Consider the following 17,295-nt stretch of genomic DNA (forward strand, 5'->3'; position numbering starts at 1 on the left):
CACGAATACATCTCAACTCGGTGCGCCGCGGGCGAGCTTAGTCCGACCGGATCATCGCCGTGTCATATTCAGCAAGCACCTGAAATGGGGCGCGAACAAGGAGTACTCTCGGCTCCATTTACACGCAGAGGCTTCGCTCGCACACGGTGCGTGACGGCGTACAGGCATACGAAAACCACTCACCGTGACGGGTGAAGGTCAGGCGCCCGCGATCCTCAGGGCCGCGTCCGCGGTGGCTTCCGCAAACACCGCCACCGGGCGGTCGGGGTCCGAGCGACGGACGAGGATGACGCCCTCGATCAGCCCGAACAACAGATCCGTACGGAGATCGAGCTCGCTCTTGGCGAGCGCGCCGCCGGCGCGGGTCGCGGCGAGCAACTGCCGGTAGGCGTCCTTGAGTTCGCCGCGCACCGCGTGGAAGCCTGCGAACCGCTCGGCGCGCACCTCGGGCAGCAGATACAGGCCGCCCAGGTTGTGCGGGCCGCCGCACAGGAGCTCCACGTCCGCGCGGCACAGCTCCCACAGCCGGTCCTCGGCCGCGGTCGCGTCGTCGGCGAGGAGCTCACGGGCGTACCCGAGCGACGGGGTGACCGTCGACTCCAGGAGCCGGGCGAGCAGTTCCTCCTTGCCGGAGACGTAGTGGTACATGGACGCCTGCCGCATGCCCGCGCGCTCGGCGACGGCCCGGGTGGTGGTGGCCGCGTAGCCCCGGGTGGTGAACAACTCCGCGGCGGCGGCGAGCAGTTCGTCACGCGGCTCCAGCCCGCTGTCCGGCCGCTGCGCGGCACGCGGTCTGCCGACCCGCCGTCCACCCGTCGTTCCCATACGCCGATCCTCGCACAGGGCACCATCCGGTGATCTTCGAGAGCGCCCGGCCGGCACGGATGAGGGCCCGGCCGGCACGGACGAGGGCCCGGCCGGCACGGACGAGGGCCCGGCCGACACGGATGAGGACTCGACCGACACGGGTGAGGGCTCGGTAACCGCCCCGCAACCCCCGGGCAATCCCTCCGACCCACCTCGCTCCTAATTTCTGTCGCACGACAGAAATAGCACCGGAGCCGGAGGTCCCGCGATGGCGACATCGACCACTTACGGAGCCCGCGATCACGCCCGCGCCCAGGAGGGCGCCCACGCCGAGGCCATGCCCGTCGTGCCGGCCGCGGACTGGCCGCGACCGCCCCGCGAGGCGGGCCCCCTGGTCTGGGCCGAGACGGTCGCGGGCGGCAACTACACGCACCGCGTACTCGCCCGCGGCACCGAACTGCGCCTGACCGACCTGCGCGGCGACGCCTGCGCGCATCTGCTGCTGTACGCGGCGGACCGGCCCTGGGAACGGCTGAACGTGGCCGACACGGTCAAGGTGCAGTGGAACGCCTATCTGGGTGAGGGCGTGCTGCTCCTGTCCGACCAGGGCCGGGTCCTCGCCTCGCTGGTGGCCGACACCTCCGGCCGCCACGACGCCCTGTGCGGCACCTCCGCCCTCGTACGGAACACCGAGCGGTACGGCGACGGCACCCCGCAGTCCGGCTCCCCCGCCGGACGGGAGCTGTTCAAGCTGGCGGCGGCGAAGAACGGGCTCGCCCCGCGCGATCTGCCGCCCTCGCTCTCCTTCTTCCAGGGCGTGGAGGTCCGCGAGGACGGCGCCCTCGACTTCACCGGATCGACGGGCCCGGGCGGGAGCGTGACGCTGCGGACCGAGCAGGACGTCACCGTGCTCCTCGCCAACGTGCCGCACCCCGCCGACCCACGGCCCGACTACGTCAGCACCCCGCTGGAGGTGCTCGCCTGGCGTGCCACCGCGACCGGGCCCGGCGACCCGCTGTGGGACGCCACCCCCGAGGGCCGCCGCGCCTTCCTCAACACCGCCGAACTCCTTGCCGCGAGGGGGCTCGTATGACCACGACCGTCGTTCCCGCCCGTGCCGCCTGGTCCGCCGTCGTCCGCGCCGGGCAGACCCTCACCGTCACCGATCTGCACGGCAACCAGGCCGTCGACTTCCTCGTCTACGACGCCCACGACACGTCCGTGCGCTACAGCGCGCCCGACACGATCCAGGCCCAGGGCAACGTCTTCCTGACCACGGGCACCGTGCTGATGTCCAACGAGCACACCGCGCTGATGACCGTGGCCGACGACGAGGTGGGCCGCCACGACACGGTCGGCGGTGCCTGCTCCAAGGAGTCCAACACACTCCGGTACGGCCACCACACCTGGTCGCAGCACGCGTGCGTGGACAACTTCCTGGCGGAGGGCGCCCGTCACGGCCTCGGCAAGCGGGACCTGGTCTCCAACATCAACTGGTACATGAACGTGCCGGTCGAGAAGGACGGCACCCTCGGCATCGTCGACGGCATCTCGGCACCCGGTCTGAGACTGACCCTGCGCGCCGAGCGCGACGTCCTGGTCCTCGTCTCCAACTGCCCGCAGATCAACAACCCCTGCAACGGCTTCGAGCCGACGGCCGTGGAGATGACGATCAGCGGAGCGGGCACATGACCTTCGACACCCTGCTCGTCGCCAACCGGGGCGAGATCGCGGTACGGATCATCCGCACCGCCCGCGAACTCGGCCTGCGCACGGTCGCCGTGTACTCCGACCCGGACCGCACGGCACCTCATGTACGGCTCGCGGACGAGGCCGTACGACTGGGTCCCGCGCCCGCCAAGGAGTCGTACCTCGACGCGGATCTGGTGCTGAAGGCGGCCAAGGACACGGGAGCGGGCGCCATTCACCCCGGATACGGCTTCCTCTCCGAGGACGCGGCGTTCGCCCGGCGCTGCGAGGAGGCCGGGATCGTGTTCGTGGGCCCGACGCCGGAGCAGTTGGAGCTCTTCGGCGCCAAGCACACGGCACGGGCGGCGGCCGAGTCGGCGGGGGTGCCGCTGGCACCGGGGACAGGGCTGCTGGCCTCGCTCACCGAGGCCCTCGCACAGGCCGAGGTCATCGGCTACCCCGTGATGCTCAAGGCGACCGGCGGTGGCGGCGGTATCGGCATGTCGGCATGCCGCTCGGGCGATGAACTCGCGGACGCCTGGGAGCGCGTACAGCGTGTCGCCGCCGCCTCCTTCTCCTCGGCCGGTGTCTTCCTGGAACGCCTCGTCGAGCACGCCCGCCATGTCGAGGTGCAGGTCTTCGGCGACGGGGAGGGCCGGGTCGTCACGTTCGGCGACCGCGACTGCTCTCTCCAGCGCCGCAACCAGAAGGTGCTGGAGGAGGCACCGGCACCGGGCCTGCCGGACCACGTGCGCGAGCAACTCGCGCGCTCGGCCCACGACTTGTGCGCCTCGGTCGGCTACCGCTCCGCCGGAACCGTCGAGTTCGTCTACGACGCCACCCGCGAGGAGGCCTACTTCCTGGAGGTCAACACCCGCCTCCAGGTGGAGCACCCGGTCACCGAGGAGATCTACGGCGTCGACCTGGTCGCCTGGATGCTGCGGCTGGCCCGCGGCGAGAGCGACGTCGTCCGCGAGCCGGACACCCCGCACGGTCACGCCGTCGAGGCCCGGATCTACGCCGAGGACCCGTCCCGCGAACACCGGCCCAGCGCCGGACTGCTGACACGGGTCGAGTTCCCGCCGGGCGTGCGCGTCGACGGCTGGGTGGAGACCGGTACCGAGGTGACGACGTCGTACGACCCGATGCTCGCGAAGGTGATCGCGTTCGGCTCGGACCGGGCCCATGCGCTCCGCAGGCTCGACGAGGCGCTGGCCCGCACCCGCGTCGACGGCATCGAGACGAACCTGGGCCTGGTCAGGGCGGCGCTCGCGGACTCCCGTTTCATCGGGGCGACCCACTCGACGGCGACCCTCGCCGGGGTGCGCGACCGCACGCCTCGGATCGAGGTCGTCTCCGCGGGCACCCTCACCACCGTGCAGGACTGGCCGGGCCGCACCGGCTACTGGCAGGTCGGGGTGCCCCCGTGCGGCCCCATGGACGACCTGTCCTTCCGGCTCGGCAACCAGGCCCTCGGCAACCACGAGGGGGCGGCAGGGCTCGAATGCACCCTCCAGGGCCCCTCGTTGAGGTTCAGCCACGCCACCACCGTGTGTGTCACGGGGGCGCCCGCACCGGTGACCGTGGACGGCTCCGCGGTTGCCCAGTGGCAGCCGGTGACCGTGCCCGCGGGGGCCGTGCTGGACATCGGGGCGCCTGGTGAACACGGCCTGCGGACCTATGTGCTGTTCGCCGGAGGGCTCGACGTACCCGCGTTCCTGGGCAGCGCGAGCACCTTCACGCTGGGCCGCTTCGGCGGCCACGGCGGGCGCGCCCTGCGCACGGGGGACGTCCTGCACGGCGGCGGCCAAGCCGAGGGCAGGCCGGTCGACGACCCGCCCCTGTTCACCCGGACCTGGCACATCGGCGCCGCCGAAGGCCCCCATGCGGCACCGGAGTTCTTCACCGAGGACGACATCCACGACTTCTACGCCGCCGACTGGAAAGTCCACTTCAACTCGGCCCGCACCGGGGTCCGCCTCGTCGGCCCGAAGCCGCGCTGGGCGCGCACCGACGGCGGCGAGGCGGGCCTGCACCCGTCCAACATCCACGACACCCCCTACTCCGTCGGCGCCGTCGACTACACCGGCGACATGCCGGTGCTGCTGGGCCCGGACGGCCCCTCGCTCGGTGGTTTCGTGTGCCCGGCGACCGTGCTCAGCGGCGAGCGCTGGAAGCTGGGCCAGCTGCGACCCGGCGACACCGTGCGGTTCCTGCCCGTGGACACCGACGGTGAGCCCCGCCCTGCCATCGTCGACGGAGGCATCCTCGCCCGCGACGGCGATGTGACCTACCGCCGCAGCGGCGACGACAACCTCCTCGTCGAGTTCGGCCCGATGCAACTCGACCTGGCGCTGCGCATGCGCGTCCACGCCCTGATGGAGGCGGTGACCGACGCCTGCCTGGACGGGGTCACCGACCTCACGCCCGGCATCCGCTCACTCCAGATCCAGACTGACCCACGGCGCCTGCCGCAGCACGAACTCCTCGCCGCGGTACGGGAGATCACCGTATCCCTCCCCCCGAGCGACGAGCTCGTCGTCCCCTCCCGGACCGTCCACCTCCCCCTGTCCTGGGACGACCCGGCGACCCGCGAGGCGATCGCCCGCTACATGGCGGGGGTCCGGGACGACGCACCCTGGTGCCCGTGGAACATCGAGTTCATCCGCAGGGTCAACGGGCTGGACTCGGTGAACGACGTCTACGACACGGTCTTCGACGCGGAGTACCTCGTACTGGGCCTGGGCGATGTCTACCTGGGCGCGCCCGTGGCCACGCCCCTGGACCCACGGCACCGCCTGGTGACCACCAAGTACAACCCGGCCCGGACCTGGACCGCGGAGAACTCCGTCGGCATCGGCGGCGCCTACCTGTGCGTCTACGGCATGGAGGGGCCCGGCGGCTACCAGTTCGTGGGCCGTACGACCCAGGTGTGGTCGGGGTGGCAGCAGCGCGGCGCGTTCGAGCCGGGGTCGCCCTGGCTGCTGCGGTTCTTCGATCGGATCAAGTGGTATCCGGTCGACGCCGACGAACTCCTGGAGCTGCGGGCCGACATCACGTCCGGACGGTTCGTGCCACGGATCGAGGAGGGCACCTTCTCTCTCTCCGCGTACCGGAGGTTCCTCGCCGAGAACGCCGAGTCCATAGCGGAGTTCCGGGTCCGCCAGCAGGCCGCCTTCGGGGCCGAGCGGGATGCCTGGGAGGCGGCGGGCGAGTTCGCCCGAGCGGACGCGGTGAGCGCTCCGGCCGCACCCCAGGCGCCGGTCGAGGTCCCGGAGGGCGGCCGGCTCGTCGAAGCGGAGTTCGCGGCCTCCGTGTGGCAGCTGAACGTCGCACCGGGCGACGAGGTGAGCGTGGGCCAGCCGTTGCTCGCGCTGGAGGCGATGAAGATGGAGTCCAGGGTGCACGCACCGATGGACGGCGTGGTGACGGAGATCCTGGCGAGGCCGGGCGACCAGGTGGAGGCGGGGACGGCACTGGTCGTGCTCGCACCGGTGAACTGAAGCCCGCGAACGGAAAGAGGAACGCATGCTGTCGAGAGTCCGAGCCGCCTACGCACGCATCGAGGCCGTGGACCGCCCCGAGATCTGGATCGACCTGCGCCCGCAGGACGAGGTCGAGGCGGAGGCACGCGCCCTGGCCGAACGCGTGGCCGCCGGTGAGCGCCTCCCCCTCGCCTGTCGCCTCCTCGCCGTCAAGGGCAACATCGATGTCGCGGGGCTGCCCACCACGGCGGGCTGTCCGGCGTACGCCTACCACCCCGAGGCCGACGCACCGGTGGTGGCCCGGCTGCGGGCGGCGGGCGCGATCGTCCTGGGCACCACGAACCTGGACCAGTTCGCGACCGGCCTGGTCGGCACCCGCTCCCCGCACGGCGCGGTACGCGGCGCCCACGACCCGGAGCGCATCAGCGGCGGCTCCAGCTCCGGCTCGGCGGTGGCGGTGGCCCTCGGCATCGCCGACCTGGCCCTCGGCACCGACACCGCGGGCTCGGGCCGGGTCCCGGCCGCCTTCAACGGCATCGTCGGCCTCAAGCCCACCCGGGGTCTGGTCCCGACGGCCGGCGTCGTCCCGGCCTGCGCCTCCCTCGACTGCGTGACGGTCTTCGCCCGCACCCTCCCGGAAGCCGAGCAGGCGCTGTCCCACATGGCGACCGGTGCACAGCCCGCCCTTCCGGGGCGCCCACCGGGGCCCTGGCGGATCGCGGTCCCGCCGCGGGAGCAGCTCGGCGAGCTGGACGAGGGCTGGGCGCAGGCGTACGAGGCGGCGGTGGAACGGCTCGTCGCGGCGGGTGCGTCGGTTCGCGAGATCGACCTCACGCCCTTCACCGAGGCCGCCGCGATGCTGTACGAGGGCGCCTTCGTCGCCGAGCGGTACACCGCGGTGGGGTCCTTTGTCGACAAGTTGACCTCAGAAGGCGGCACCGGCCTCGACCCCACCGTCGCCGGCATCATCACCCGCGCCCGTGACATCCCGGCCCACCAGCTCTACGCCGACCAGGACCGTCTGGCCGCCCTGCGCACCCGCGCGGAAACCGAACTCGCCGACGCGGACGCCCTCTTGCTGCCCACCACACCGGGCCACCCCACCCTCGCCGAGGTCGCCGCCGACCCTCTGGGCGCCAACGCCCGCCTCGGCCGCTTCACCAACTCCACCAACCTCTTCGACCAGGCGGCGATCGCCGTCCCGGCGGGCGAGGCGAACGGCCTCCCGTTCGGCGTGATGCTGATCGGCCCGGCGCACACGGACGAACGACTCGCCCGGATCGCGGCGCTGCTCCAGCCGGAGACACGGCTGGCCGTGGTCGGCGCCCACCTGTCGGGCCAGCCCTTGAACCCCCAGCTCCTGGCCCTGGGCGCCCGCCTGGACCGTACGACGACCACGGCCCCGGTCTACCGTCTGCACGCACTCCGTACAGATCCCCCGAAGCCGGGCCTGGTCCACATCGGCGAGGGCGGCGCGCAGATCGAGGCAGAGGTGTGGCGCCTTCCGGCGGAGGGCCTGGGCCGCCTGCTGTCCACCCTCCCCCGCCCGATGACCCTTGGCAGCGTGGAGCTGTCGGACGGCATCCAGGTCCCCGGCTTCCTCTGCGAACCGAGCGCGCTGGAGAACGCCGAGGACATCACGTCGTACGGAGGCTGGCGGTCATATGTAAGCGCCGAGCAGGCATAACTCCCTAGGGGCGCGGGGAACTGCGCGACCAGCCACAGTCCCCCCGCACCCGCCAACGCATCCGTCACCCCACGGACGAGTAGGCCACAACCCCCCGCAGCAACTCGTCAACCGCCTTACGCGCGTTCTTCGCGACCGTGGACCCCTGCCCACCGGAGACAGGCGCCGCGGCCGAGATCTGCCCCAGCACATCGATCACCTGCTTGCACCACCGCACGAAGTCGCCCGCCGGCATCTCCGCCTCCCGCAGCACCTCGTCGAGCCCCTTACCGGATGCCCACATGTACGCGGCCCAGGCGAACCCGAGATCCGGCTCCCGCTGACCGACACCCTCGGTCTGGGTGATCCGGAAGTCCTCCTCCAGGGCATCCAGCCGCCCCCAGATCCGCACCATCTCCCCGAGCGCGGCCTTCGCCTTGCCCGACGGCAGCTTGGGCGCCATCGCATCGTCACCGACCCGCGCCTCGTACACCAACGCGGAGACGCACGCCGCGAGTTCGGCGGGAGCGAGCCCCTCCCACACCCCGGCCCGCAGACACTCGCTGGCCAGCAGATCGAGCTCACCGTAGAGCCGCGCCAGCCGCTTCCCGTGCTCGGTGACCTCGTCACCCCGCAGATAGTCCAGCTCGGTCAGCAGCGCGACGATCCGGTCGAAGGTCCGTGCGATGGTGTTCGTGCGGCCCTCGATACGCCGCTCCAGCTGCGAGGTGTCCCGCAGCAGCCGGTGGTACCGCTCGGCCCACCGCGCGTGGTCCTCACGCTCGTCGCACCCATGGCACGCATGGGCCCGGATGGCCGTCCGCAACCGCGCGATCTCCCGGTCGTCCGCGGCCTGCGAGCGCTTCTTGCGGGCCCGCTCCGGCGGGATGTGCCCCGCCTTGGTGCGCAGGGCGGAGGCGAGGTCCCGGCGTGACTGCGGCGAGCGCGGGTTGAAGGACTTGGGGATCCGCATCCGCTCCAACGCCTCGACCGGTACGGGGAAGTCCATCGAGGCGAGCCGCTTGACCTGCCGCTCGGCGGTCAGCACCAGCGGGCGCGGCCCGTCGTGGTGCTCGAACCCGCGATGCCCGTTGGACCGCCCGGCGGGCAGCCCCGGATCCAGCACCAGTGCCAGTCCGGCGTACTTGCCCGTCGGCACATGGATGACGTCACCCGGCTTGAGCTTCTCCAGCGCGACGGCCGCCTCGGCCCGCCGCTCGCTGGCACCCTGCCGGGCCAGTTCGGTCTCGCGGTCCTTCAGCTCCCGCCGCAGGCGCGCGTAGTCCTCGAAGTCACCGAGGTGGCAGGTCATGGACTCCTTGTAGCCCTCAAGACCTTCCTCGTTGCGCTGCACCTGCCGCGAGATCCCCACGACCGACTTGTCGGCCTGGAACTGCGCGAAGGACGTCTCCAGGAGTTCGCGCGAGCGATGCCTCCCGAACTGGTCGACGAGGTTGACCGCCATGTTGTACGACGGCTTGAAGCTGGAGCGCAGCGGATACGTGCGCGTGCCCGCGAGGCCCGCGAGATGCTCGGGACTGCTGCCGCGCTGCCACAGCACGACGGCATGGCCCTCGACGTCGATACCGCGCCGCCCGGCACGCCCGGTCAACTGCGTGTACTCGCCCGGCGTGATGTCCGCGTGCTGCTCGCCGTTCCACTTGACGAGCTTCTCCAACACCACCGACCGCGCGGGCATGTTGATGCCCAGCGCGAGGGTCTCGGTCGCGAACACGGCCTTCACCAGGCCCCGGACGAACAGTTCCTCGACGACCTCCTTGAACGTCGGCAGCATGCCCGCGTGATGGGCCGCGATTCCGCGCTCCAGGCCCTCCAGCCATTCGTAGTAGCCCAGGACGTGCAGGTCCTCGGTCGGGATGGCGGCGGTGCGCTCCTCGACGAGCGCGCGCACCCTGCCCCGCGCCTCGTCGTCGTTGAGCCGCAGACCGGCGTACAGGCACTGCTGTACGGCGGCCTCGCAGGCGGCCCGGCTGAAGATGAAGGTGATCGCGGGCAGCAGCCCCTCGGCGTCGAGCCGCTCGATGACCTCGGGCCGCCCCGGGGTCCACACCCGCGACCGCTGTCTGCGGTCTCTCTCCCGGTCGGCCTCGCGCATCGCACGGCCGCGTCTGCGGTCCTGGTACGACGGGCGCTGCGCCTCCATCCGGGCCAGCCGGGTGAGGTCGGGGTTGACGGCCTTCTTCTGGCCCTCGCCCTCCTCGAACAGGTCGTACATCCGCCGCCCGGCGAGCACGTGCTGGAACAGCGGCACGGGCCGGTGCTCGGAGACGATCACCTCGGTGTCGCCGCGGACGGTGTCCAGCCAGTCGCCGAACTCCTCGGCGTTGGACACGGTCGCCGAGAGGGAGACCAGGGTGACCGACTCCGGGAGGTGGATGATCACCTCCTCCCAGACGGCGCCGCGGAAGCGGTCGGAGAGGTAGTGCACCTCGTCCATGACCACGTACCCGAGCCCGAGCAGGGTCTGCGAACCCGCGTACAGCATGTTCCGCAGCACCTCGGTGGTCATCACGACCACCGGGGCGTCGGAGTTGACGCTGTTGTCGCCGGTGAGCAGGCCGACCTTGTCGGCGCCGTAACGACGCGACAGGTCGGCGTACTTCTGGTTCGACAGCGCCTTGATGGGTGTCGTGTAGAAGCACTTCTTGCCCTGTTGCAGGGCGAGGTGGACGGCGAACTCGCCCACGATCGTCTTGCCCGAGCCGGTGGGGGCGGCCACCAGCACGCCCTTCCCGGACTCGAGCGCCTGGCAGGCCTCGATCTGGAAGGGGTCGAGGCCGAAGTCGTACATCTCGCGGAAGTCGGCGAGCGCGGTGGCCTGCTCGGCGGCGCGCACGCGCGCGGCCGCGTACCGCTCGGCCGGTGAGAGGTCCTCTGTCATCGTGCTTTCGAGCGTACCGGGCGCCACTGACAACAGGACGATCATTATCCGGATCCCGTCTTGTCAAACCCGGGGTCCGTGCACTTCAGCGCCCCGCGACGCGCACCGCGCCCGGAACGCAACGCGCGGTCAGCGGCAGCGGCCCGAGCGGCTCCCCGTCGGCGTAGCCCGTGATCCCCACGGCGCTGATCTCGACCTTCGCCGCCCGGTGCACGGTGACCTTGGCATGGTCGACGTGCGTGCCCCGGTACACGCTCGGGAACACCTTGAGCAGCGTGGCCCGGGTGCAGTCCCCGACCACGGTGATGTCGAACAGCCCGTCGGTGAGGTCGGCGCCGGGACAGATCCGCATGCCTCCGCCGTACGACGATCCGTTGCCGATCGCGACGAGAGTCGCGTCGATCTCCCGGACCTCGCCGTCGTCGAGCCTGATCCGGTACGGGAAGGGCTTGAACGCGGCCAGTTCGGCGACCAACGCCACGTCGTACCTGAAACGGCCCGTGGGCCATCGCATGCGGTTGCCGCGGTCGTTGACGCGGGAGTCGAAGCCGGAGGCGAGGACGGTGCCGAACCAGCGGCCGTCGGCCTGCCCCAGGTCGATGTCACGCAGGTCGCCGCCCTTGAGGGCCTCGGCGATCCGCCGGCCCGCGGCGGCCGGGTCGCGCACCGGCTGGCCCAGGGCGCGGGCGAGGTCGTTGCCGGTGCCGACGGCGACCAGGCCGAGCGGGGTGCGGGTACCGGCGACGGCCTGGAGGGCCAGGCTGGCCATGCCGTCGCCCCCGACGGCGACCAGGGCGCCGGTGCCGTCCGCGACAGCGGCACGCGCGCGCGTGAGGGCGTCCTCGGCGTTCTCCCCGAGGACCGTACATACGGAGAAACCGGCCGCCCGCAAAGCGGAAGCGGCCGGCTGCGCCGCGTGGGCGCCCCGGCCGCGACCCGCGGTGGGGTTGACGAAGAGGGTGATCTCGCTGGTCACGTCACCGACCCTACGAGCGGCTCGTCGATCTTCAGGTCACGTCGTCATAACCGTTGACCCGGTCCGGTCCCGACGCCTGCTCGGGCAGTGCCCGGCTCGCGGAGACCGTCTCGATCTCACCGATGTCCTCGGGGGTGAGGTCCAGGTCGGAGGCCTCGTCGTCATCGGGGCCCTCGGCGTCGCGACGGCGTCGCCGCTTGTCGTTGACCAGGGAGAACAGCGTCGCGCCGAAGTACAGCACCCAGATGGGGCCGGCCAGCGCCAGCATGCTCAGCGGGTCGGTGCTCGGCGTCGCGACGGCGGCGAACACGGTGATACCCATGATCATCCCGCGCCACCAGCCGAGCATCCGCTTGCCAGTGATCATCCCGGTGAGGTTGAGGAAGATCAGCAGCAGGGGCAGCTCGAAGGAGAGACCGAAGACGATCACCATGCGCGTGACGAGCTGGAGCAGATCGTCCAGCGGGAGCTGGTTGTCGATGCTGCCGCTCGGCGTGAAGTCGATCAGCACCTTCGCCGTGGTGGGGAGCACCGAGTACGCGAAGTAGGCACCGAGGAAGAACAGCGGGGCGCCGGTGAAGACGAAGGCATAGGCGTACTTCTTCTCGTGCCGGTGCAGACCCGGGGCGACGAACGCCCAGAGCTGGTACAGCCAGATCGGCGAGGCGACCACGATACCGGCCATCAACGAGACCTGGAGAGCCAGGTTGAAGGGCGCGAGCAGACCGTTGATGGTGATCCGGGCGCACTTCTCAGCGGTCTGCTGGTCGGAGGAGGCCGACCTGGCGAGTTCCGCGAAGCTCTGCTCGCAGCCGATCGAGTCCAGGATCGGCTTCGTCAGGAAGTTGATGATGTCGTTGTAGAAGAAGGCGGCGACGATCGTCACGACGACGATGGCCAGCAGTGCCTTGGCGAGCCGGTTGCGGAGCTCACGAAGGTGATCCGCAAGGGGCATCCGCCCCTCGGGATCCTTCTCCTCATTGCGGGCAGACTTCAGCAACCCACGTTCCCATCTCGTGCGGCGGGCCGGAGGTCACCGGCCCTGCGTCAGCGCTTGGTCGTGTCCGTCGGCTCGGTGACCGGGCGGGAGCTGGTCACATCGCCGGGAGCGGCCTGGATGGTGCGCTGGACCTGGGGCTGCTGGTCGTCCTGGGGCGGGGCGGACGCGGCGGCCGCGTTGTCCTGGCCCTCGGACTTCATCGCCTTCGCCTCGCTCTTGAGGATGCGAGCGGACTTGCCGAGCGAGCGCGCCATGTCGGGAAGCTTCTTCGCGCCGAACAGCAGGATGATGACGACGAGGATGAGAATGATCTCGGGGGCGCCGAGCCTTCCGAACATAAGTCTTTACCTTCTCACCGAGGCGGCTGGAGTGGGGTGCTGTCCGACCGGTCGGACAGGTGTCCGAACGATCGTGTTGTCAGCGATCGTAACGCTCAGGGGTGAACGTGAGGCAATCCCCGTGCGTACTCCCGGTCCGCGACCCGGGCCTCGTTCTCCGGTCCGCGACCAGCAGCGTACCTGCCCGGCACCCCGGGGTGACAGGGCGAAGTGACCCAAAACGCTTCCGGCGCAGGACTCACATCCTGTGCACAGCAGGACTCACAGCGCGTCCACAGAACGGGCCGTGCTCACGGCGGCCCGCTCCAGATCCTCCGCGGCCCTGCCGATGCGCTGCGCCGAGTCCGCGACCTGCCGTCCCAGCCGCTGCGCCTCCAGGAAGACCCGCACGGCGAGCACTCCGAGCACGAGAAGACCCAGGAAACCCACAGCGATCGCGAACATCGACCAGAACATGGTGGCGAGCCTAGAGGGTGGAGTGCAGCCGCAGGGTGCTGACCCCACCGCCGGTCAGCAGCTCGACGATCCGCTCCCCCGCGGGCTTGCGGACGGAGGTGTCGCAGTCGGGGCAGGTGAAGGAGTAGAAGGTGGTCTTGCTGGTGGCGCCGACGACCAGCCGCAGGGCCCCGGCGGCGAGCTCGAAATGGCCGCGGCAGTCCGGGCAGCCCGCCCGGAACACCATCGGGGAGACGCTCCGCATTCCCGAGAACGCGGACGCCACCGACATCCCCTGCACACCAGACGTCGCCGACTCGCTCAAAGCCCCTGCTCCTGCCTGTCGTACTGACCGTCGTACTGCCCGTCGCCGTTCGTATGAGTTCGGTGTGAACCCTGCGCCTCGACCCCGTCGTACGCCGCCAGCGCCTCGCGGGCCGCCAGCCGGGCGCTGTCGGCGAGCTCGGGCGGCGAGACGATCCGGCCGTCGCGGCCGAGCCGCAGCGCCAGACGCCGCAGGGACGTCGGGTCGGGGGTGCGCAGGGTAATACGCAGCCCGCCGTCCGCAAGCTCATCCGCACTGTCGTGCGGGTAGTACTCCGCGACCCAGCGTCCACCCGGGCTCACCTCGACCACGACCTCCGGGTCCTCGGCGGCCGGCTGCACCAGCGCCTGCGAGAGGTCCCGCAGCTCTATCTCGGGCGGCGCGGACGGCTCGTCGAGGATCTTGATCTCGGCGACCCGGTCGAGCCGGAAGGTACGGCGTGCCTCAGAGCGGCGGCACCAGGCCTCGACGTAGGTGTGACCGACGCTGACCAGGCGGATCGGGTCGATCTCCCGCTCGGTGACCTCATCGCGGGCGGGCGAGTAGTAGCGGATCCACAGCCGCCGCCGCTCGGAGATCGCGCGGTCGACGTCGGCGAACACCCCGCCCTCGGACTCGAAGGTCACCGACAGCCGGGAACTGGCCCCCGCCTGCTCCCCCGCCGCGGCCTCCACCTTCGCCGTGGCCCGCAGCAGCGCCTGCCGGTCGCCCTCGCGCAGACCGGGCAGGGTCGAGACGGCCCGGGCGGCGACGAGCAGCGCGGTGGCCTCGTCGGCGGCGAGCCGCAGCGGCTCGGCGACGTCATCGGGGTTGTGCCACCAGATGCGCTCGCCGTCGGTGTCGATGTCGAGGAGGTCGCCGCCCCGGAAGCTGGTGCCGCACATGGGCAGCACGTCGAGGTCGGAGACGAGCTCGTCCTCGGTGATCCCGAAGGCACGGGCGACGTCCTCGACCCGGGCGCCGGGCCGCTCCTTCAGATAGGTCACCAGCGAGAGCATCCGCCGGGTCTGGTCGATGGCGTTGACGGGCCTGACCGGTTTGCCTGCCACTGTGTTGCTCGCTCCCCCTCAGCCCTTGGCCACGGCACGCAGCCGGTCCACCACATCGGCCCGCAGTTCGGCGGGTTCCAGGACGACCACGTCCGGCCCGAACTCCACCAGCCAGGCGTCCAGGCCATGGCCGTACGGAATCTCCAACTCGTCCCACCCCCCGCCCAGTTCCCGCACCGCGGTGGCCTTCGCCCGCAGCGGGTAGCCGGCGTCCGTGCGCAGCCGGATCCGCGCGCTGCGGTCGGCGGTCTCCCCCGCCCAGCTCGCGACGGTCTCGCGGACGGTCACCACGTCGGGCACCTCGGCGGTGAAGCGGGCGCCACGCGAACGCACCTTGCCGGTGATCCGCGACAGCCTGAAGACCCGTTCGGCGCCCCGGTCGCGGTCCCAGCCCGCCAGATACCAGTGGCCGCGCCAGCACTCCAGCGCCCACGGCTCGACATGGCGGGTCTCGGGGCGCGCGGCGGTGGCCTTGCGGTACTCGAAGACGACCGGACGGCGGTCGCGGCAGGCCAGCATCAGCGGCTCGAACGCGGCCTCGTGCACCGGGATCCGCGGTTCGAGGGCGCCATGCGCCTCGTACGGGTCGAAGTCCTCGGGCAGCCCGGCCGCACGCAGCTTCTGCAGGGCACCGCTCGCCGCCCCCGCGAGCCGCGCCTGCTGCCACACCTTGGCGGCGAGACCGAGGGCGGCGGCCTCCTCGGCGTCGAGGGTGACGGGCGGCAGCCGGTTGCTGTCACGGCGGGCGAGGTAGCCGACTTCGCCGTCGAGGTTCTCCACGGTCTCGATGACGAGCCCGAGTTCGCGCAGATCGTCCTTGTCACGCTCGAACATCCGGTTGAACGAGTCGTCACTACCTGCTTCGAGGTAGGCCTCGATGGACTCACGCAGTTCGCGCTTGCTCAGCGGCCTGCGCGTCCCCAGCAGGCACAGCGCCAGGTTCATCAGCCGCTCGGCCTTGGCAATGGCCATCGACGCCCTTCGCCTCCCTATGGTGCTTACTGACGATGACCGTACCGCCCCGAAGTGGCGCGGCAAAAGCCGAGGGCCCATGCCCGGACAGGCATGGACCCCAGGTGATCGACAGTGATCGTACGACGATCAGACGGCGACCAGGTCGACGACGAAGATCAGCGTCTCGCCGGCCTTGATGGCCGGGGTCGGGCTCTGGTTGCCGTAGGCGAGGTGCGCGGGGATCGTCAGCTGACGACGGCCGCCGACCTTCATGCCCTGCACGCCGAGGTCCCAGCCCTTGATGACACGGCCGCCACCGAGCGGGAACTTGAACGGCGTACCACGGTTCCAGCTGGCGTCGAACTCCTCGCCGGTGCTGAAGGAGACACCCACGTAGTGCACGGTCACGTTCTGACCGGCCTGCGCGACCTCGCCGTCACCCTCCCAGATGTCCTTGATCTCGAGGTCCGCCGGGGCTTCGCCCTCAGGGAAGTCGATCTCGGGCTTCTCGATGCTCACGTCTCTAGCTCCTGCTTGTCTGCGGAAAGGCAACGCACACAGTCTTACACCCCGAAGGGGTCAGAGCTTCGCCAGGATGTCGACCGTGAAGACCAGCGTCGAGTCCTTCTCGATGCCGCTGCCGCTCGGCGGGTTGTCGCCGTAGCCCAGGGCCGGCGGGATGACGATGAGGACCCGGCTGCCGACCTTCTTGCCGGTCAGACCCTGCTTCCAGCCCTTGACGACCCCGTCGAGCGAGAACGACGTCAGGGTCTTGCGGGCGTACGTCGAGTCGAACTCCTTGCCGGAGTCCCACAGCACACCCTTGTACTGCACGAGCAGGCTGCTGTCGGCGGCCGCCTCCTCGCCGTCACCCTCGATGATGTAACTCGACACGAGCTTGGTCGGCGCGTCCTTCTTGGGGATCTCGATGGAGGGCGCCTTGCCGTCGGTGTTCGTCCCCACCTTGGGCAGATCCACATTGTCCTGCGCCACGTTCGTGCCCTTGGCGGAGCTCGTGACCGGGTACACGCCCTTCATGTCCACCACGAACACCAGCGTGTCGGTGCCCTTGATGCCACCCTCCGCATAGCCCTCCTTGCCGTAGCCCCAGGTGGGCGGGACGGAGAACTCGACGCGGCTGCCGACCTTCTTGCCCGCCAGCGCGTACCGCCAGCCGTCGATGATGCTGGCCTGGGCCAGCTGGATGGCGAGCGCGGCACCCCGGTCGAAGGAGTTGTCGAAGACCTTGGCCGTGTCCCAGATCTGACCCAGGTAGTTCGCCACCAGGAAGTCGCCCTCGGCGGCCGTCCTGCCGTTGCCCGCGATGACCGTCTTCACCGCGAGCTGGTCGGACGGGTCACCGCTGCCCTTGGCGACGGTGGGCTTCTCACCGAACTTCACGCCCGCGGTGATCGCCGGCAGCGGACCGTCCACGATCTTCGGCGCCGGCGCGGCGGACGTGGCCGAGGCGGAGGGCGACGCGCTGTCGCTGCTCTCCGCCGAACTCGCCCCGTCGTCATTGCACGCGGCGAGCGTGGCCATTCCTGCGGGTACGGCAATCAGTAGTGAGCGTCGGCGCACGGTAAGAGCCTCGTAATCGGTCGATCTTGTGGATGGCGTGCGCGCAACTCTACGGCGTGAGAAGGGCGCCGTACGGATAACGTACGGC

15 protein-coding genes are annotated in these 17,295 nt (G+C 70.8%); 4 read left to right on the forward strand and 11 right to left on the reverse strand.

The genetic code is table 11. The features are described from left to right. Nucleotides 1-198: 198 nt before the first annotated feature. Entirely contained in the window at nt 199-825 is a 627-nt protein-coding gene (locus HLK59_RS21480) for a TetR/AcrR family transcriptional regulator (protein ID WP_171143113.1), read from the reverse strand. A gap of 250 nt (nt 826-1,075) precedes the next feature. On the opposite strand from HLK59_RS21480, the gene HLK59_RS21485 reads away from it, so the two are divergent. From HLK59_RS21485 to atzF, 4 genes are read left to right on the forward strand one after another with little or no spacing between them, the layout of a single operon-like run. Next, nucleotides 1,076-1,900, forward strand: coding sequence for an urea amidolyase associated protein UAAP1 (locus tag HLK59_RS21485; protein ID WP_171143114.1), 825 nt, complete (start codon nt 1,076-1,078; stop codon nt 1,898-1,900). Next, complete coding sequence (locus HLK59_RS21490; protein WP_171143115.1) at nt 1,897-2,499, forward strand: urea amidolyase associated protein UAAP2; 603 nt, start codon at nt 1,897-1,899, stop codon at nt 2,497-2,499. Before HLK59_RS21485 ends, HLK59_RS21490 begins: the two co-directional genes overlap by 4 nt. Further along, nucleotides 2,496-5,999: a 5-oxoprolinase/urea amidolyase family protein gene (locus tag HLK59_RS21495; protein WP_171143116.1), complete on the forward strand. Its 3,504-nt coding sequence runs from the start codon at nt 2,496-2,498 to the stop codon at nt 5,997-5,999. The genes HLK59_RS21490 and HLK59_RS21495 overlap by 4 nt, the downstream gene beginning before the upstream one ends. A 25-nt stretch (nt 6,000-6,024) precedes the next feature. Continuing rightward, the gene (gene atzF / locus HLK59_RS21500; protein ID WP_171143117.1) at nt 6,025-7,668 is read left to right on the forward strand and encodes an allophanate hydrolase; all 1,644 of its coding nucleotides are present in this window, start codon (nt 6,025-6,027) and stop codon (nt 7,666-7,668) included. 64 nt (nt 7,669-7,732) lie between these two features. Here atzF and HLK59_RS21505 read toward each other — a convergent pair whose 3' ends face one another. The 10 genes from HLK59_RS21505 to HLK59_RS21550 form a co-directional block, all read right to left on the reverse strand. Beyond that, complete coding sequence (locus HLK59_RS21505) at nt 7,733-10,594, reverse strand: DEAD/DEAH box helicase (RefSeq protein WP_171143118.1); 2,862 nt, start codon at nt 10,592-10,594, stop codon at nt 7,733-7,735. A gap of 40 nt (nt 10,595-10,634) precedes the next feature. Next, nucleotides 10,635-11,525 carry a diacylglycerol kinase gene (locus HLK59_RS21510; protein ID WP_171143119.1) on the reverse strand — a complete coding sequence of 297 codons (891 nt, stop codon included), beginning with the start codon at nt 11,523-11,525 and terminating at the stop codon, nt 10,635-10,637. 31 nt (nt 11,526-11,556) lie between these two features. After that, nucleotides 11,557-12,525: a twin-arginine translocase subunit TatC gene (gene tatC / locus HLK59_RS21515; protein ID WP_171143120.1), complete on the reverse strand. Its 969-nt coding sequence runs from the start codon at nt 12,523-12,525 to the stop codon at nt 11,557-11,559. A gap of 47 nt (nt 12,526-12,572) precedes the next feature. After that, nucleotides 12,573-12,863: a Sec-independent protein translocase subunit TatA gene (gene tatA, locus HLK59_RS21520; protein ID WP_171143121.1), complete on the reverse strand. Its 291-nt coding sequence runs from the start codon at nt 12,861-12,863 to the stop codon at nt 12,573-12,575. Between the two features lie 261 nt (nt 12,864-13,124). Further along, nucleotides 13,125-13,319 carry a hypothetical protein gene (locus HLK59_RS21525; protein ID WP_171143122.1) on the reverse strand — a complete coding sequence of 65 codons (195 nt, stop codon included), beginning with the start codon at nt 13,317-13,319 and terminating at the stop codon, nt 13,125-13,127. A 10-nt stretch (nt 13,320-13,329) separates the two neighbouring features. Beyond that, nucleotides 13,330-13,623 (reverse strand): hypothetical protein, encoded by a 294-nt coding sequence (locus tag HLK59_RS21530; RefSeq protein ID WP_171143123.1) that lies wholly within the window; start codon nt 13,621-13,623, stop codon nt 13,330-13,332. After that, on the reverse strand, nt 13,620-14,672 hold the full coding sequence (locus HLK59_RS21535) for a WYL domain-containing protein (protein WP_171143124.1): 1,053 nt from the start codon (nt 14,670-14,672) through the stop codon (nt 13,620-13,622). Before HLK59_RS21535 ends, HLK59_RS21530 begins: the two co-directional genes overlap by 4 nt. An 18-nt stretch (nt 14,673-14,690) precedes the next feature. Continuing rightward, a complete protein-coding gene (locus HLK59_RS21540) occupies nt 14,691-15,644 on the reverse strand; it encodes a WYL domain-containing protein (RefSeq protein WP_171143125.1) in 954 nt (317 codons plus the stop codon). Between the two features lie 129 nt (nt 15,645-15,773). Further along, nucleotides 15,774-16,145, reverse strand: coding sequence for an FKBP-type peptidyl-prolyl cis-trans isomerase (locus HLK59_RS21545; protein WP_171143126.1), 372 nt, complete (start codon nt 16,143-16,145; stop codon nt 15,774-15,776). Nucleotides 16,146-16,205: 60 nt separating this feature from the next. Continuing rightward, complete coding sequence (locus tag HLK59_RS21550; protein WP_171143127.1) at nt 16,206-17,207, reverse strand: FKBP-type peptidyl-prolyl cis-trans isomerase; 1,002 nt, start codon at nt 17,205-17,207, stop codon at nt 16,206-16,208. Between the last annotated feature and the right edge of the window lie 88 nt (nt 17,208-17,295).

The organism is Streptomyces sp. S3(2020), assembly GCF_013044505.1.
GTDB lineage: Bacteria > Actinomycetota > Actinomycetes > Streptomycetales > Streptomycetaceae > Streptomyces.

What these genes read in the sequence shown, in the direction of transcription:
- HLK59_RS21495 (WP_171143116.1), top strand. Translation starts at nt 2,496, where the DNA reads ATGACCTTCGACACCCTGCTCGTCGCCAACCGGGGCGAGATCGCGGTA.
- HLK59_RS21485 (WP_171143114.1), top strand. Translation starts at nt 1,076, where the DNA reads ATGGCGACATCGACCACTTACGGAGCCCGCGATCACGCCCGCGCCCAG.
- HLK59_RS21505 (WP_171143118.1), bottom strand. Translation starts at nt 10,594, where the DNA reads ATGATCGTCCTGTTGTCAGTGGCGCCCGGTACGCTCGAAAGCACGATG.
- atzF (WP_171143117.1), top strand. Translation starts at nt 6,025, where the DNA reads ATGCTGTCGAGAGTCCGAGCCGCCTACGCACGCATCGAGGCCGTGGAC.
- HLK59_RS21540 (WP_171143125.1), bottom strand. Translation starts at nt 15,644, where the DNA reads ATGGCCATTGCCAAGGCCGAGCGGCTGATGAACCTGGCGCTGTGCCTG.
- HLK59_RS21525 (WP_171143122.1), bottom strand. Translation starts at nt 13,319, where the DNA reads ATGTTCTGGTCGATGTTCGCGATCGCTGTGGGTTTCCTGGGTCTTCTC.
- HLK59_RS21480 (WP_171143113.1), bottom strand. Translation starts at nt 825, where the DNA reads ATGGGAACGACGGGTGGACGGCGGGTCGGCAGACCGCGTGCCGCGCAG.
- HLK59_RS21490 (WP_171143115.1), top strand. Translation starts at nt 1,897, where the DNA reads ATGACCACGACCGTCGTTCCCGCCCGTGCCGCCTGGTCCGCCGTCGTC.
- tatA (WP_171143121.1), bottom strand. Translation starts at nt 12,863, where the DNA reads ATGTTCGGAAGGCTCGGCGCCCCCGAGATCATTCTCATCCTCGTCGTC.